Annotated in this window: 13 protein-coding genes; 11 read left to right on the top strand and 2 right to left on the bottom strand. The window is 70.5% G+C overall.

Features of this window, described 5'->3' with window-relative positions; all coding sequences use genetic code 11:
- The first annotated feature begins 373 nt into the window (after window positions 1-373).
- From AB0D53_RS38040 to AB0D53_RS38005, 8 genes are all read left to right on the top strand, one after another.
- On the top strand, window positions 374-1,378 hold the full coding sequence (locus AB0D53_RS38040) for an ABC transporter permease (protein ID WP_362453940.1): 1,005 nt from the start codon (window positions 374-376) through the stop codon (window positions 1,376-1,378).
- Between the two features lie 95 nt (window positions 1,379-1,473).
- A complete protein-coding gene (locus AB0D53_RS38035; RefSeq protein WP_362453939.1) occupies window positions 1,474-3,246 on the top strand; it encodes an ABC transporter substrate-binding protein in 1,773 nt (590 codons plus the stop codon).
- Window positions 3,247-3,390: 144 nt separating this feature from the next.
- Window positions 3,391-4,392 carry an ABC transporter permease gene (locus tag AB0D53_RS38030; RefSeq protein WP_329813952.1) on the top strand — a complete coding sequence of 334 codons (1,002 nt, stop codon included), beginning with the start codon at window positions 3,391-3,393 and terminating at the stop codon, window positions 4,390-4,392.
- Window positions 4,389-5,489 (top strand): ABC transporter ATP-binding protein, encoded by a 1,101-nt coding sequence (locus AB0D53_RS38025; protein WP_362453938.1) that lies wholly within the window; start codon window positions 4,389-4,391, stop codon window positions 5,487-5,489. Before AB0D53_RS38030 ends, AB0D53_RS38025 begins: the two co-directional genes overlap by 4 nt.
- 101 nt (window positions 5,490-5,590) lie before the next feature.
- Window positions 5,591-6,739 (top strand): dipeptide ABC transporter ATP-binding protein, encoded by a 1,149-nt coding sequence (locus tag AB0D53_RS38020; RefSeq protein ID WP_362453952.1) that lies wholly within the window; start codon window positions 5,591-5,593, stop codon window positions 6,737-6,739.
- An 18-nt stretch (window positions 6,740-6,757) separates the two neighbouring features.
- Window positions 6,758-7,429: a trimeric intracellular cation channel family protein gene (locus AB0D53_RS38015; RefSeq protein ID WP_329813908.1), complete on the top strand. Its 672-nt coding sequence runs from the start codon at window positions 6,758-6,760 to the stop codon at window positions 7,427-7,429.
- Between the two features lie 104 nt (window positions 7,430-7,533).
- Window positions 7,534-8,412, top strand: coding sequence for a thioesterase family protein (locus AB0D53_RS38010; RefSeq protein WP_362453937.1), 879 nt, complete (start codon window positions 7,534-7,536; stop codon window positions 8,410-8,412).
- A 45-nt stretch (window positions 8,413-8,457) separates the two neighbouring features.
- Complete coding sequence (locus AB0D53_RS38005; RefSeq protein WP_362453936.1) at window positions 8,458-9,447, top strand: YafY family protein; 990 nt, start codon at window positions 8,458-8,460, stop codon at window positions 9,445-9,447.
- 15 nt (window positions 9,448-9,462) lie between these two features.
- Here the strand turns inward: AB0D53_RS38005 and AB0D53_RS38000 are convergent, their stop codons facing one another.
- Entirely contained in the window at window positions 9,463-10,104 is a 642-nt protein-coding gene (locus tag AB0D53_RS38000; protein WP_362453935.1) for a TetR family transcriptional regulator, read from the bottom strand.
- A 117-nt stretch (window positions 10,105-10,221) separates the two neighbouring features.
- Here AB0D53_RS38000 and AB0D53_RS37995 point away from each other — a divergent pair, with 117 nt between their 5' ends.
- The 3 genes from AB0D53_RS37995 (at window position 10,222) to AB0D53_RS37985 (ending at window position 11,999) form a co-directional block, all read left to right on the top strand.
- A complete protein-coding gene (locus tag AB0D53_RS37995; protein ID WP_362453934.1) occupies window positions 10,222-10,383 on the top strand; it encodes a hypothetical protein in 162 nt (53 codons plus the stop codon).
- A 38-nt stretch (window positions 10,384-10,421) separates the two neighbouring features.
- A complete protein-coding gene (locus AB0D53_RS37990) occupies window positions 10,422-10,790 on the top strand; it encodes a DUF4190 domain-containing protein (RefSeq protein WP_362453933.1) in 369 nt (122 codons plus the stop codon).
- Between the two features lie 198 nt (window positions 10,791-10,988).
- Window positions 10,989-11,999, top strand: coding sequence for a helix-turn-helix domain-containing protein (locus tag AB0D53_RS37985; RefSeq protein WP_362453932.1), 1,011 nt, complete (start codon window positions 10,989-10,991; stop codon window positions 11,997-11,999).
- A 51-nt stretch (window positions 12,000-12,050) separates the two neighbouring features.
- Here AB0D53_RS37985 and AB0D53_RS37980 read toward each other — a convergent pair whose 3' ends face one another.
- Window positions 12,051-15,881 carry a S8 family serine peptidase gene (locus AB0D53_RS37980; protein ID WP_362453931.1) on the bottom strand — a complete coding sequence of 1,277 codons (3,831 nt, stop codon included), beginning with the start codon at window positions 15,879-15,881 and terminating at the stop codon, window positions 12,051-12,053.
- Window positions 15,882-16,201: the final 320 nt, after the last annotated feature.

Genomic DNA, 16,201 nt, shown 5'->3' with positions numbered 1-16,201 from the left:
GACCGTAAGACACCAACTGCCCGCATGTGGCCGCACGTTCATCCGCCCGGTGTCTCAACCCGCCTCTCATGTCCGAGATTTCCGGGCTGGGCACATCTGGTGGGGAAAGCGCAGCGAATCTGTGCTCCTGTCCCTCTTCCGCCTCAACTGACCTGTGTTCGGGGGGCGTTCACATCCGTCCGGATAACGGAACACCCCGGGCCGCATCACGGTTAGGCATCCATTCGCCTGTCGGTCTGGCTACCTGTAGTGACGGCAATGAAGACTCCCGCAGCAAGGGCGTGTCGCCGCCTCTGTGTACGACTGACTGATCGCGCCGCCACAGCGGCCAGTTCGGCCCGGCCACCGCCGGTTGAGAGGGGTCCTTGCCACGATGACGGCACCACTGCACGAGCCGACCACGGAAGCGGATCCGGTCGCGGCCGACGGTCCCGCAGTCGACTCCGGGGTGAAGAAGGTCGAGGGACGGTCTCTCAAGCAGATCGCCTGGAATCGCCTGAAGCAGGACAGAGTCGCTCTGACGGGTGGCATCGTTGTCCTCGTCCTGGCCGTGGTGGCGATCTTCGCGCCCCTCATCGTCGGACTGCTGGGACACCCTCCCAACGAGTTCCACCAGGACATGCTCGACCCGCTGACCAATCTCCCCACCGGCGACCTCGGCGGCGTGAGCGGCGACTACCTCTTCGGCGTCGAGCCCAACAAGGGGCGCGACGTCTTCAGCCGGATCGTCTACGGCGCCCGGATCTCGCTGCTCGTGGCGTTCCTGGCGGCCGTGGTCGCCGTGGCCCTCGGCACCCTCTTCGGGATCATCGCCGGCTACTTCGGCGGCTGGGTGGACGCGCTGATCAGCCGGATCATGGACGTGCTGCTGTCCTTCCCGCAGCTCCTCTTCATCATCTCCCTGGTCTCGGTCCTCCCCGACGATCTGCTCGGACTGACCGGCAGCGGCGTACGCATCGCCGTACTGGTCGCCGTCATCGGCTTCTTCGGCTGGCCGTACGTGGGACGCATCGTCCGCGGGCAGACCCTCTCGATGCGCGAGCGCGAGTACGTGGAGGCCGCGCGCAGCCTCGGCGGCGGACGGACACACATCCTCTTCCGCGAACTGCTGCCCAACCTGGTGGCGCCGATCACCGTCTACGCGACGCTCATGATCCCCACCAACATCCTCACCGAAGCGGCCCTGAGCTTCCTCGGTGCCGGCGTCCGGCCGCCCACCGCCTCCTGGGGCGGGATGCTGCGGGACGCGCTGGAAACGTACGAGCACGACCCGATGTTCATGGTCTTCCCCGGCGTGACGATCTTCATCACCGTGCTGGCCTTCAACCTCTTCGGGGACGGGCTGCGCGATGCCCTGGACCCCAAGGGGACCCGATAACCCACGACTTGCCCCTGCCGCATCGTCAGGTGGCTTTTCCCATGGTTCTCCGGCAAGCAACGGCCTGGGACCGCGATCTCGGAGGTTGCGAGAAAATGTCCACAGTTACCTCGAAACGACGGCTCACCGCTGGTGCGGCCCTCGTGGTCGCGGCGCTGATGACCACCTCGGCGTGCGGCGGCGGCGACGACAACGAGGGCGGCGGCAAGTCGAAGGCCGCAGGCTTCAACGCGGCGTTCAACAAGGTCGCCAACCCGTCCACCAAAACGGGCGGAACGCTGAAGATGGTCGGGAAGCAGGACCTCGACTCCGCCGACCCCCAGCGTGCCTACTACGGCATGGCCTGGGACTTCATGCGCTTCTACACCCGCCAGCTGGTCACGTACGACACCAAGCCGGGCGCGGGCTCCACCAAGCTGGTCGGCGACCTGGCCACCGGCCCCGGTGAGATCACGGACGGCGGCAAGACCTACACGTACAAGCTGCGTGATGGTCTGACCTGGGAGGACGGCTCCAAGCTGACCTCCAAGGACGTCAAGTACGGCATCGAGCGCATCTGGGCGACGGACACCATCACCGGTGGCCCGCAGTACCTGAAGCAGACGCTGGACCCCAAGAGCGAGTACAAGGGCCCCTACAAAGACAAGGCCGCGGACAAGCTCGGTCTCAAGGCGATCGAGACGCCCGACGACAACACCATCGTCTTCAAGCTGCCCAAGCCCAACGGTGACTTCGAGCAGTTCCTCGCCATGCCGTCCGGTTCGCCCGTGAAGGCGGACAAGGACAACGGCGCGAAGTACACCCAGCGCCCGTTCTCCTCCGGCCCGTACAAGTTCGAGGAGTACAAGCCGGGCAAGAGCATCGTGCTCGTGCGCAACGACAAGTGGCAGAAGGCCTCCGACCCGGTGCGCCCCGCGCTCCCGGACAAGATCACCGTGACGATCTCCGCCAACCTGGAGGAGAACGACAAGAAGCTGATGGAGGGCGACTACGACGTCGACCTCAACGGCACCGGCATGACCCAGTCCGGCCGCGTCACCGCCGTCCAGGACCACAAGGCCAGCGTCGACAACATGCAGACGTCCTTCGTCCGCTACGTCGCGCTCGTCCACACGGCGAAGCCGCTGGACGACGTCCACTGCCGCAAGGCCGTGTTCTACGCCACCGACTTCGCCGGTCTCCAGCAGACCCGCGGTGGCGAGATCGCCGGTGGCGCGATCGCCAACAGCACCCTGCCGGTCTCCATCAAGGGTCACAGCGACTACGACCCGTACGGCGTCCTCGCCCGCAAGGGCAAGCCGGACCTGGCCAAGGCCAAGGACGAGCTGAAGCAGTGCGGTCACCCGACCGGTTTCTCCACCAAGCTCACCGCCCGCAACAACAACCCGGGCGAGGTCGACACCGCCGAGGCGCTCCAGGAGCAGCTCGGCAAGGTCGGCATCAAGGTCGAGGTCGACCCGCTCGACGGCGCCGAGACGTCCAGCATCACCGGCTCGCCGTCCGTCGTGAAGAAGCGCGGCTACGGCATGACGATGAGCGGCTGGGGCCCCGACTTCCCGTCCGGCCAGGGCTTCGGCCAGCCGCTGTGGGACAGCCGGTTCCTCTCGGACACCGGTAACTACAACGAGTCGCAGATCAAGGACCCGCAGGTCGACAAGCTCTTCGACGACGCGATCGCGGAGACCGACCCGGTCAAGGCCGGCGAGATCTACAAGGAGCTCGACAAGCGGATCCTCGACCAGGCCGACTGGATGCCCTTCATCTACGAGAAGAACATCACCTGGCGTGGCGACCGTCTGACGAACGCCTACATGTCCGACGCGTACAACGGCCGCTACGACTACGTCTCGCTCGGCGTCGTCAAGTAGCCGCTGTAGTCAACAGCATTTGCAGTCAACCCGGTTGACTGTTCCACCGCCGCCGAAACCCGCCAGTCCGAAGGGCAGGTGAGGGCCGGGGCGGTGGCCGGGAGCCCCCACAAGGGGTTCCCGGCCACCGCCGGGCCGCACACAGTGCTTGCTTATCTCATCCGGCGCCTGTTCGCCGTAGTCATCATGGTGCTCGTCGTACTGCTCGCGACGTTCGTCATCTTCTTCATGCTGCCCAAGTGGGCGGGTCAGGACGTCGCAGTCCTCTTCGCCGGCAAGGCCACGGGTGTCGAGCAGCTCCAGGGCATCCGGATCAAACTGGGTCTCGACGACCCCCTCCTCGTCCAGTTCTGGGACTTCGTCAAGGGCATCCCGATGGGGCGCGACTACGCGAACGGTGCCGATGTCACCCACTGCGCGGCGCCCTGCTTCGGCTACTCCTTCCGCACGGAGGTCCCCGTCTGGACCACGCTCAAGGACGCGCTGCCCGTCACCGGCGCGCTCGCCGCGGGCGCCTGCGTCCTGTGGCTCCTCGGCGGCGTCGCCACCGGTGTGGTCTCCGCGCTGCGGCGCGGCAGCATCTGGGACCGCGCCGCGATGACCACCGCGCTCGCCGGTGTCTCGCTGCCGATCTTCTTCACCGGCATGGTCGCCATGGGCCTGTTCGTCCACAACTTCGGCTGGGTGAAGATCGCCGACAACCTCTCCACGGACGACGGCATCGGCACCTGGTTCCAGACCCTGATCCTGCCGTGGATCGTGCTCGCCTTCCTGAACGCGGCGATGTACGCCCGCCTCACCAGGGCCACCATGCTCGAAGTGCTCGGCGAGGACTACATCCGCACCGCCCGTTCCAAGGGGCTGGGCGAGGGCACCGTCATCACCCGGCACGCCCTGCGTTCCGCGATGACGCCGATCCTCACCGTCTTCGGCCTCGACATCGGCGTGCTCCTCGGTGGTGCCGTCCTCACCGAGTCCACGTTCAACCTGCCCGGTCTCGGGCTCGCCGCGGTCCAGGCGATCAGCAGCAAGGACCTGCCGGTGATTCTCGGCGTCACCCTGTTCGCGGCTCTCGCGATCGCCGTCGCCAACCTCGTCGTCGACATCATGTACGCCGTCATCGACCCGCGAGTGAGGCTGGGATGACCGAACTGCACAAGAGCGGTGCCGCGCTGGGCGAACCCTCCCCGGCCGGCTCGCCCGCTCCCACCGCCTTCCTCGAAGTGCGCGACCTCAAGGTGCACTTCCCGACCGACGACGGCCTGGTCAAGTCCGTCGACGGGCTCAACTTCCAGCTGGAGAAGGGCAAGACCCTCGGCATCGTCGGCGAGTCCGGCTCCGGCAAGTCGGTCACCTCGCTGGGCATCATGGGCCTGCACACCGCCGGCCAGTACGGCAAGCGCAAGGCCCGGGTCTCCGGCGAGATCTGGCTGGACGGCAAGGAGCTGCTGTCCGCCGACCCCGACGAGGTGCGCAAGCTGCGCGGCCGCGACATGGCGATGATCTTCCAGGACCCGCTGTCCGCGCTGCACCCGTACTACACGATCGGCAAGCAGATCGTGGAGGCGTACCGGGTCCACCACAGCGTCGACAAGAAGACCGCTCGCAAGCGGGCCGTCGAGATGCTCGACCGGGTCGGCATCCCGCAGCCCGACAAGCGCGTCGACAGCTACCCGCACGAGTTCTCCGGCGGCATGCGCCAGCGCGCGATGATCGCCATGTCGCTGGTCAACAACCCCGAGCTGCTGATCGCCGACGAGCCGACGACCGCGCTGGACGTGACGGTCCAGGCGCAGATCCTCGACCTGATCCGGGACCTGCAGAAGGAGTTCGGCTCCGCGGTCATCATCATCACCCACGACCTGGGCGTCGTCGCCGAGCTCGCCGACGACCTCCTGGTGATGTACGGCGGGCGCTGCGTCGAGCGCGGACCGGCCGAGAAGGTGTTCTACGAGCCCCGGCACCCCTACACCTGGGGTCTGCTGGGCTCGATGCCGCGCCTCGACCGCGACCAGACCGACCGGCTCATCCCGGTCAAGGGTTCCCCGCCGTCGCTCATCAACATCCCCTCGGGCTGCGCCTTCAACCCGCGCTGCCCGTACGCGGACGTGCCCAAGGACGACGTCACCCGCACCGTACGGCCCGAGCTCCAGGAGGTCGGCAGCCGGCACTGGGCGGCCTGCCACATGTCGCCGGAGCAGCGGGAGCGTATCTGGACCGAAGAGATTGCGCCCAAGCTGTGAGCGAGGACAAGGCCGTGACGAGCGAGGACAAGGGTGTGGACGTTCCGGCGCAGAGGTCTGCCGGGCACGGCGCGCCGGCCGGTGACACCGCCTCCCGCGAGGTGCTGCTCAAGGTGACCGGGCTGCAGAAGCACTTCCCGATCAAGAAGGGGATGCTGCAGCGCAACGCCGGTGCCGTGAAGGCCGTCGACGGGATCGACTTCGAGGTGCGCTCGGGGGAGACCCTGGGCGTCGTCGGTGAGTCCGGCTGCGGGAAGTCGACGATGGGCCGGCTGATCACCCGGCTGCTCGAACCCACCGCGGGGAAGGTCGAGTTCGAGGGCAAGGACATCACGCACCTCGGCGTGGGCGCCATGCGCCCGATGCGCCGGGACATGCAGATGATCTTCCAGGACCCGTACTCCTCGCTGAACCCGCGCCACACGATCGGCACGATCGTGGGCGCCCCCTTCAAGCTCCAGGGCGTGACGCCCGACGGCGGTGTGAAGAAGGAGGTCCAGCGGCTGCTGGAGGTCGTGGGCCTGAACCCCGAGCACTACAACCGCTACCCGCACGAGTTCTCCGGCGGTCAGCGTCAGCGCATCGGGATCGCCCGCGCGCTCGCGCTCAACCCGAAGCTGGTCGTGGCGGACGAGCCGGTGTCCGCGCTGGACGTCTCGATCCAGGCGCAGGTGGTGAACCTGCTCGACGACCTCCAGAGCGAGCTCGGCCTCACGTACGTGATCATCGCCCATGACCTCTCGGTCGTCCGGCACGTCTCGGACCGGATCGCGGTGATGTACCTCGGCAAGATCGTGGAGCTGGCCGACCGCGAGTCGCTCTACAAGGCGCCGATGCACCCGTACACCAAGGCGCTGCTCTCGGCGGTCCCGATCCCGGACCCGAAGCGCCGTTCGGCCAAGAGCGAGCGGATCCTGCTGAAGGGGGACGTGCCCTCGCCGATCTCGCCGCCCAGCGGCTGCCGTTTCCACACCCGGTGCTGGAAGGCGACGGAGGTCTGCAAGACGCAGGAGCCGCCGCTGGCCGCGCTGAAGACCGGGCACCAGGTGGCCTGCCACCACCCGGAGAACGCACCCGACCAGGTGCCGGGCGAGACGGTGACGGCGGCGGCGCGCGAGGCGATCGAGATCGTCGAGGTCCGCAAGCCCTCGGCGGACGAGCCGGAGGGTGCCGAGCCGGAGGCCGCCGGGCCCGAGGCGGACGGCGGCACCGACTCGACCGATACGCCGGAGGACAGCACGAAGGAGTAGTACCGGCACAATTGCCCGGTGCTCAACGAACTGTTCACGCCCTCCGTCCAGCATGCGCTCGACATCGTCGGAATCTTCGTCTTCGCGATCTCCGGCGCCCTGCTCGCCGTACGCAAGAACTTCGATGTCTTCGGCATCGCGGTGCTCGCCGAGGTGACCGCGCTGGGCGGAGGGCTGTTCCGTGACATCGTGATCGGGGCGGTCCCGCCCGCGGCGTTCACGGATCTCGGCTACTTCACCACCCCGCTCCTCGCCGCCGTCCTGGTGTTCTTCCTGCATCCGCACGTCGAACGGATCCAGGTGGGGGTCAATGTCTTCGACGCGGCGGGCCTCGGGCTGTTCTGTGTCACGGGCACGGTCAAGGCGTACGACTACGGCCTGGGCCTCACCGCGTCGGCGGCCCTGGGGCTCGCCACCGCGGTCGGCGGCGGTGTGCTGCGTGACGTACTGGCCAACGAGGTGCCCTCGCTGCTGCGCTGGGACCGCGATCTGTACGCGGTGCCCGCCATCGTCGGCGCCGCGACGACCGTGCTGTGCATCCGCTTCGGGGTGCTCGACGCGTTCACCAGCGGCACCGCCGTGGTCGCGGCCTTCGTGCTGCGGCTGCTGTCGATGCGCTACCACTGGCGGGCCCCGCGCGCCTACAACCGGAAGTCCGCGACGGCCGAGGAGAGCTCCGCGACCACCTGAGGCGGGGCCGCGGCCCCTCGGGGCAGAAGCCCCGGCCCCGGTGATCCGGTGCTGTGAACAAAAAAGCTACCGCTCAGTAATATGATCGGTGTACGGTGCATCGCATGGCACAGGCAGCAGAGCAGGCAGCAGGGCGGGCGGCGCAGGCCGGACCGGCGACCATCGGGAACAGCGAGTTCGACCGCGACACCGCCGTCGCCCTTCGCGAAGAGGGCGTCTACGACGCCGAACTCTCCGCCGGCTGGACGATCATCAACGCCGTCAACGGCGGCTACCTGCTGGCCATGCTCGGCCGCGCGCTCGGCGAGGCCCTGCCGCATCCGGACCCCTTCTCCGTCTCCGCGCACTACCTCACCGCGTCCGTCCCCGGCCCCGCGGTGATCCGGACCCAGACCGTCCGCACCGGCCGCACGCTCTCCACCGGCCAGGCCTCCCTCTTCCAGTTCGCGGAGGACGGCACCGAGGTCGAGCGCATCCGGGTCATCGCCACCTACGGCGACCTGGACGGTCTCTCCGACGAGGTCCGCACCTCGGCGAAGCCGCCGGCCATCCCGCCGATGGAGCACTGCCTCGGCCCGGGCGACGGCCCGGCCCCGATCCCCGGCAGCTCCGCCATCACCGGCCGGCTCGACATCAAGCTCGACCCGGCGACGGTCGGCTGGGCCGTCGGCGCACCCTCCGGCAAGGGCGAGATGCGCGGCTGGTTCGGCCTCGCGGACGGCCGCGACGCCGACCCGCTCTCGCTGCTGCTCACCGTCGACGCGCTGCCGCCCACCTCGTTCGAGCTGGGCCTCAAGGGCTGGACGCCGACCATCGAGCTCACCACCCACATCCGCTGCCGCCCGGCCCCCGGGCCGCTGCGCGTCTCCATCACCACCCGCAACCTCGCGGGCGGCTTCCTGGAGGAGGACGCGGACGTCTGGGACAGCGCGGACCGCCTGGTGGCCCAGTCCCGCCAGCTGGCACGCGCACCGCGCTCCTGACGTCCGGCGGCGGGGAAGGGGCAGTGGCCGGGGGAAGCTGGTGAGGTGAAATCCGACCGGCTGCTCTCGATCCTCCTGCTGCTCCAGACCCGCGGCCTGGTGCCCGCCACCGAGCTCGCCGAGCGTCTCGAAGTCTCCGTACGCACCATCTACCGGGACATCGAGGCGCTCTCCGCCTCCGGTGTCCCGGTCTACGCCGAACGTGGGCGGCACGGCGGCATCGCGCTGCTGCCGGGGTTCCGTACCGATGTCACCGGGCTCACCGCCGACGAGGCGCGCGCTCTCTTCGTCCTCGCCGCCGAGGGCGCCCATGCCGCGCTCGGCCTCGACGAGGCGCTCGGCTCCGCGCTGCGCAAGGTGATGGCCGCCCTGCCCGCACCGCACCGGCCCGCCGCCGAACTGACCAGCAGGCGGATCCTGGTCGACCCGGTGCGCTGGATGAGCGGCCCGCAGCCGGCCGTCGATGTGGCCGAACTGCACGAGGCCGTCTTCGCCGACCGGAGGCTGCGGCTGGACTACCGCCACAGCGGTACGAGCACCCCGCGCACCTACACCGTCGATCCGTACGGCCTCGTCGTGAAGGCGGGCGTCTGGTACCTGGTGGCGGACCGGGACGGGGAGCCCCGGCTCTTCCGGGCCGACCGGGTGCGGCGCGCCACGCTCATGGACGAAGCGGTCGTGCGCCGGCCCGGGGTGGAGCTGGCGGACCTGTGGGACGAGCTGCGCAGACAGGTCGAGGAACGGCCGGGGCGGGTAAGGCTGCGGGTGCGCGTGCACCGCTCCCGGCTCGACCTGTTCGTACGCCTGCACGCCGGTGCGCTGACGGGGGAGCCGCGGCCCGAGGTGCCCGAGGCGCCCGAGGGGCTCGGGGAGTGGCTGCGGGCCGAGCTGGCCGTCGACTCGGTCGAGTGGGCCCGCGCCCTGCTCTCCTTCGGCCCGAACGTGGAAGTGCTCTCGCCGCCCGAGGCGCGGGACGTCCTCGCCCGCCACGCGGCGGCGGTCGTGGCGCTGTACGGGCAGGCGGGCGCGCCCTGATCCGTACGGGAGGCCCTAAGGCGCGTCGGCCCCGCCTGCGTCGTCCAGCCAGTGCAGCCTGCCGAGGGTGACCAGTCTCAGCCGGCGGCGGGCCACCCCGGCCACCTCCCGCTCGCCGTCCGGCCCGGCGTCCAGCAGCGCCGACGCGGTGAGCACCATGTGGTCGACATAGAGGCCGCCGAGCATCAGCAGGTCCTCCTCGCTCCAGCCCCGGGACTCCGGCTCCTCGGCGAGCGCCGCCGCCACCTCCTCGGCGAACCGCCGCAGTTGGGCCGCTATGGCCTCGCGGACCGGGCCGACGCCGCCGTGCTGCTCACGGGCGATGAACCGGAAGTGGGAGGGCTGTTCGCCGACATGGCGCATGATCAGCTCGATGCTGCGGTCCAGGCGCTCCTCGCTGTCACCGGTCTCGGCGAGCGTCGCCCCGATCATCCCGTGCAGGCTGCCCAGCGCCTCCTCGACGAGCGCCACACCGAGCGCCGCGGTGTCGTCGAAGTGCCGGTAGAAGGCGGTGGGCGTGACGCCCGCGGCCCGGGTCACCTCGCGCAGCCCGAGGCTGCTGAGGCTCTGGTGCTCCAGCAGTCCGAGTGCGGCATCCAGCAGTGCCTGACGGGTTCTCAGCTTCTGGGTCTGACGGACGCCGACGGTGTGACTCATGCCATTCAGTAAACAACTGTTCTCCGGGACGGGGAAGTGGCGAGCGGGTCTAGACTGACAAGTCAGTGAACAGTCGTACTCTCAAATGCTCGTGGAGAGCCCGCGGAAAGGCTGAACATGATCGTCCTCGTCGTCGCCCTGCTCCTGCTCGGGGTCGTGCTCGGAGCGGTGGTCCAGATTCCGCTGCCGCTGTCGCTCGCGCTGGCCGCCGTGATCGGCTGCTGGCTGCTGATCTTCGCCGTACGGGAACGGGCCGGCGCGCAGCGCCGTTCGCGCTGACCCGCCGTCCCGGCCACCGACCAGAAGGAGCCCGCACCATGACACTCACCGCACCGGTCCATCGCCCGAAAGCGGATGCCGCGACGATGGCCACCGGCCCCGGAACCGGCACCGAGCCCGTGTCGGCCTCCGAGACCTCCGCGACCCGGCCGGACAGCCGCAGCGCCCGGACCCGGGACGCCGACGGGCTGGCCGTCGCCTCGTTCGTACTCGGGCTCGTCGGTCTGCTGGTGATGAACATCCTGCTCGGCCCGGCCGCGATCGTCATGGCGGTGATCGCCCTCGTCCGTTCCACCTCCCGCCGCGGCCGCGCCTTCCTGGGGCTGGCGCTGGGCATCGCCGACCTCGTGGTGCTGGCCTGCCTGGTCACCGGAAACGGCGTCGCCGCCTGGAACTTCGGCGGCTGAACCGGGCGGAGCGGACCCCGCCGCCGCGGTGCCCGGGTCCCGGGACACCACGCGCCCGCCGTACGCCCCGCCCCGGGCTCGCGGAAACCGTGGTCTCTTCCGATCGTCCGGCAGGGCCGCCCGCATCCTGTTCGATTTCGATCATGGATGGCACAGTGGGCGTCCGTCCGGGGTGGGCTGCGGCGAGGGAGTGGGCGCGTGCTGGAGATAGCGGGGATCGGGGCGGCGGAGGAGCGGGTCTACCGCCACCTGGTGGAGGTACGAGGTGCGGCCGTGGACGAGATCGTCCAACGGCTCCACATCCGGGAACGCGAGGCGACGTCGCTTCTGTCCTCCCTGCACGACAAGGGCATGGTCGGGCGGCTGCCGGGCGACGGCGGCATGCGGTACGTACCCGTCCCGCCGGACGTGGCGCTGCAGCCTCTGCTGGCGCGCGGCCAGGAAGCGCTGGAGTGGGCGCGGCGTGGGGTGGAACAGCTGGCCGAGGAGTACCGGGCGGGCGGCCGGCGCCATGACGCCGGGCAACTGGTCGAGGTGATCACCGGGGCCGGCGCCATCCGTCAGCAGCTGCGTCAACTCGCCTACGGGGCCCGCAGTGACCTGCGGTGGTTCTGCAAGGCCGATCCCGTGGCACTGCGCGCCCAGGACAACGACGAGGAGTTCGAGCTGCTCGCCCAGGGCATCCGCTACGAGGCGATCTACGAACGGGCCTGCCTGGAACAGCCCGGCATGGTCGACAACGTCGCCCAGGGCATCCGCGCCGGTGAAGTCGCCCGTGCCACCAGCACACTTCCCGTGCGCATGGTCATCGTCGACAGCTCTGTCGCCGTCTGCCCGCTGATGCCGGGCAGCACGACCGGCGCCCACGGCGAGCCGACCGCCGCGATCATCCGCAGCAGCACTCTCCTGGACGCCCTCGTCGCCCTGTTCGACATCCAGTGGGCGGCGGGGACCCCGCTGCACGTCACGGAGGCGGGCGAGCTGGCCGACTTCGCCGGCGGCATGGGACCGGGCGGCAGTATCGCCGACGACGAGCGCTATCTGCTCTCCCTGGTCGTCGCGGGCGTGACGGACAAGGCGATCGCCACCCAGCTGCGTGTCAGCCACCGCACGGTGCAGCGCCGGATCACCGCGCTGATGCAGCGGGCGGGCGCGACGACGCGTACGCAGCTGGTGTGGCAGGCGGCGCGGCGCGACTGGCTGTCGTAGGACGCACGGAAGCCGCGACCGGGGCCGGTCGCGGCTTCCGGATCCCGCGTACTACCTCAGCGCGTACGCCCGCTCGATCTCCTGCGTCACCTCGTTGCCCGCGTCGTCCCAGGCGCGGACCCGCAGTGTGACGTACCCGCTGGTGCGGGCGGTCGAGGGGTGGGTGACCCGGACACGGTAGGCGCCGTCGCCCCGGGCGGAAGTGCTCGCCGCCCGCCAGTGCTCGCCGTCGTCGTACGAGACGGACACCTCCATGCCCTTCACGGAACGGCCCGTCAGACCGTCCTGGTGGCGGGCGCTCACTCCGAAGGCGAAGGACCCGGAGTCGGGGGCGGAGCCCCGGAGGTCGGTGGCCACGTCGTAGTCGAGCTGGAGGAGGGGGAGCAGGGACTCCTTGCCCTCGGCCGGGCGAGGGGCCGTGAACGACCAGCGGGTGCTGGTGGCCCGCGAGAGGGTGCCCTCGGGGCTGGTGCGCCTCACGTCCAGGTCCAACTGGTAGCGGCCGTCGTCCCCGCCCGCGGGGAAGGCGCCCCACGCCCGGGGGCCTTCGGCGAGGATCTCGCCGTCGTGACGCAGTACGGCGCGGGTCTCGTCGGGGTAGGGGGTGTTGGCGTCCTTGCGGAGCAGGGCGTAGCCGTAGTGGCCGGAGGCGGTGTCGGCGAACTCGGGGATCCCTATGGTCAGCTGGTCGCCCTTGCGGTAGGCGAGCCCTTCGACGCCTCGGGGGATCGCCGGGCGCACCACGGGGGTGTACCAGCTTTCCGTGACGCGCTCACCGGGCCGGTAGGTGCGCAGGGAGCCGAACATGCCGGTCCCCGCTGCCTGGCCCGCCCAGGCGTTGCGGGGGTTGACCCAGTGCAGCCAGCGGGTGTCGGCGGGACCGCTCACGTACTCCTTCCGCACCTGCCCGGTGCGGACGTACCGGGCTTGCTGGGCGAGGTACACGCCCTCCCACGGACGCCAGGACGGCCGGTTCTCCGTGACGTAGCGCGCCCCGTTCGTGTCCGGGTAGCGCGAGACCACGGTGGCCGTGTTCCTCGGCCCGACCTTGTGGACGACGTGCTCGGGGATGCGCTGTTCGGAGAGCTGCACGACGTCGTAGACGTAGGGGCTTTCCGGGGTCCCCTTCAGCTCCAGCACGGTGCCCGGCGCGCGCAGCCGCTGTGTGGCGGCGTGGGAGGCGTACAGTCCGATCGCCGGCAGCCGCCGGCCCACCGGCTGCCAGGTCGCGGCCGCGTACCTGTCGCCGCCGGCGGTGGTGACGGCGGCCGCGGCCCCCTCCCGGGCGGCCGAGGTCACCGCATCGTCGTACTCCACGCTCTCCAGTTCCACGAGCACCGCCGCTCCGCGGACGTCGATGCCCCGTGCGCGCAGCGCCGCGTAGTCCTCGGGGCGGCCGTGACCGGCATCCACCACCCGCAAGCGCCGCACGCCTTCCACGGCGGGGGAGTTGTGCAGCAGACGGACGGGGACACCGGATGCGGCCGTGCCGGAGACCGCGCGTCCGCTGAGCATCGGTGCGGCCAGCTGCCAGCGGGAGGTGAACTCGAAGGTTCCCTCGGTGTACTTCTCGGTGGGCGTGACGTAGAGGAGCTGCCCGCCGCTGTGTCCGCCGGTGAAGTAGCTGGCGAACTCCCGGTCGCCGGTCTTCCAGTGGGTGGAGAAGACCAGCGGGCCCCGCTGCTCGGCCGGATCGGGGGTCTGGATCTTCACCGGGACCGCCTTGCGTGCGTCGAGCACCAGGTCCGTGGCGCCGCTCACCGTTAGCTGGGGGTTGACCACCAGGCTGCTGGTGACGTTGTCCTCCGAGGCCTGCGTGATGACGCCGTGCAGGTAGTACTTGCCCTCGGGGAGGCCCACCGTCAGGCTCTCCCCCGCCGGCACCGCCTGGATGACGTCGAAGCGGCCCGTGGGGCCCAGCAGGATCAGCGGCCAGATGGTCGCCGGCTGCCCGGCGCGATCGACGCCGCGCACGGTGACCTTGTGCGTGACCGGGTCCTTCGTCGCGGAGAGAACGGTGTGTGCGACGGTCTGACCGTCGGCCGAGGTGGCGGTGAGGCGGCCGCTGTAGACGCCCTCCGGCAGTGCGGGCGCGTCGAGGGTCACGGTCACGTCGGTGGTGCCGTGGGCGTCCACGGTGACCTGGGCGGGGGTGCCTATGGCGCCTGCCGGGGCCGGGGAGCCGTAGAGCTTGTCGAAGGTGGTGCCCAGGGTGAGCGACACGGGCGCGTCGCCGTCGTTGGTGTAGGTGACGCTCACCTGCCGCGGGACCGAATCCGGTGCCAGGGAGCCGAAGGAGGTGGTGCCGGTGGCGCGCACCTGCTGGCGCACCGAGCGGGCCACGTCCACCCGGCCGGTGCCCTGCTCGTAGACCGTCTGGTCGGGAGCGGTACGCGTCGTGCTCATCAACGCGTCCTTGAGCTGCCGGGCGCTCCAGTCGGGGTGGCGCCCGGCCAGGATCGCTGCCGCGCCCGCCACGTGCGGGGTCGCCATGGACGTACCCGACGCGGCGGTGTAGGCCGCGTCCACCGGGCTGCCCATGGACGTGCCGGCCGCGCGGGCGGCGACGATGCCGACGCCGGGGGCGGTGAGGTCGGGCTTGACGCCGTTGTCCCCGACGCGCGGGCCGCGGCTGGAGAAGGGGGCCAGCTTGTCGTCGCGGTCGACGGCGCCCACGGTCAGCGCGCTCGCCGCGGCGCCCGGGGAGCCCACCGAGTAGTCGGAGCCCGTGTTGCCCGCCGCGACGACGAAGAGGGTGCCGGTCTCCTCGCTGAGGCCGTCGAGGACGAGGCTGAGTACGTCCGTGCCGTCGGTGGGCTCGCCGCCCAGGCTCATGCTGACGATGTCGGCGCCCGAGTGGGCGGCCCAGTCCATGCCGCCCATGATGGCGGAGTACGAGCCGGAGCCGTTGTTGTCGAGCACCTTGCCGATCAGCAGCCGTGCCCCCGGTGCCACGCCCTTGCGCGAGCCGCCCGAGGCCGCGCCGCTGCCGGCGATGGTGGAGGCGACGTGGGTGCCGTGGCCGTGGCCGTCGTTCGCGGTGGACTCGTCGGTGAAGTTGCGTACTTCGCCGAGTCGTCCGGCCAGGTCGGGGTGGGTGGCGTCGGCGCCGGTGTCCAGGACGGCGACGGTCGCGCCGTGTCCGTCGTAGCCGGCCTTCCACGCTTCGGGCGCACCGATCTGCGCGGTGCTGCGATCGAGGGAGGCGTGGACCTTCGCGTCCAGCCACAGCTTCTCGACGCCGCCCTCGAAGGCCGCGTTCTTGAAAGAAGCGTTCTTGGAAGCGTTCTTCGCGCCGCTCCCGGCGCCGCTCCCGGCGCCGCTCCCGGCGAGCGCGTCGTCGTCGATGGCCTTCCAGAAGCGCCCCGCCTGCTTCTTGTCCGCCTTCAGTGCCGAGCCGCGCAGGCTCTTGATGACCAGGCCCTTGCGCGAACCGGTGGGCGCCCCCTTGGACGTGGGGTTCGTGCCGCCGGTGTAGCGGGCGATCAGCGGGATGGCGGAGGTGTGGGCGTCGTCGTACCCCTGCTTGACCAGGGAGGTGATGTTGAACAGCTGCCGGTCCAGCTTGCCGGAGGCGATGTACGGGAGCGCGGCGCGGGGCAGTACGTACAGCTGCTTGTCGATCTCCAGCTGGGTGAAGTCGGCCTGCGAAGCGCCCGCGGCCGGCTCGACGGACACGGCCTTCCGGCCGCCGGGGAAGGTCTCCAGCCGCACCCGGTCACCGGTCACGAGCGTGACGGAGCTGACCTGGGGGCGGCCGGCGGAGTTCGCGCCGACGGAGGCGGGCGCCGGGGCGGCGCTCGCGCCGTAGGAGGTGGGGGCGAGGGTGGCGATGAGGACTCCTGCCGCCAGTACGGCGGCAGAGCGATACCGTCTGTGCATCGGAACCTTTCCAGGTGGCAAGGAAATGGACACGCGGTGCGGCTCAAGACTGGGGCCCCACTGATCGGCCGCACCAGCCTTTTCCGTGCCGTGCTTGCGACATGTCGCCAACACGACACGGCGCCCCCCACCGCGCGTACCGGCAAAGTCACCGGGGCCGAGCGGCCCCTCCTCGTCACCGGCAACGGCCTCGTCGCCAGGGACTTCGCCGGCTGAACCCGGCGCGGCGCCCGACGCCCTTCCCGCCCGGACGGGCCCGGGAACGGGGCGAGGAGGACCGCATCCGGCCGTGCGCGGGTGCCGGGGCACCATGCGCCCGC

It is taken from the genome of Streptomyces sp. NPDC048295 (genome assembly GCF_040652135.1).
GTDB lineage: Bacteria > Actinomycetota > Actinomycetes > Streptomycetales > Streptomycetaceae > Streptomyces.
This window is presented reverse-complemented; position numbering and strand designations above follow the sequence as displayed.

Bases quoted from the DNA above. Each gene is read 5' to 3' on its own strand.
- AB0D53_RS38040 (WP_362453940.1), top strand. From the start codon at position 374: ATGACGGCACCACTGCACGAGCCGACCACGGAAGCGGATCCGGTCGCG.
- AB0D53_RS38035 (WP_362453939.1), top strand. From the start codon at position 1,474: ATGTCCACAGTTACCTCGAAACGACGGCTCACCGCTGGTGCGGCCCTC.
- AB0D53_RS38025 (WP_362453938.1), top strand. From the start codon at position 4,389: ATGACCGAACTGCACAAGAGCGGTGCCGCGCTGGGCGAACCCTCCCCG.
- AB0D53_RS38010 (WP_362453937.1), top strand. From the start codon at position 7,534: ATGGCACAGGCAGCAGAGCAGGCAGCAGGGCGGGCGGCGCAGGCCGGA.
- AB0D53_RS38000 (WP_362453935.1), bottom strand. From the start codon at position 10,104: ATGAGTCACACCGTCGGCGTCCGTCAGACCCAGAAGCTGAGAACCCGT.
- AB0D53_RS37995 (WP_362453934.1), top strand. From the start codon at position 10,222: ATGATCGTCCTCGTCGTCGCCCTGCTCCTGCTCGGGGTCGTGCTCGGA.
- AB0D53_RS37990 (WP_362453933.1), top strand. From the start codon at position 10,422: ATGACACTCACCGCACCGGTCCATCGCCCGAAAGCGGATGCCGCGACG.
- AB0D53_RS37980 (WP_362453931.1), bottom strand. From the start codon at position 15,881: ATGCACAGACGGTATCGCTCTGCCGCCGTACTGGCGGCAGGAGTCCTC.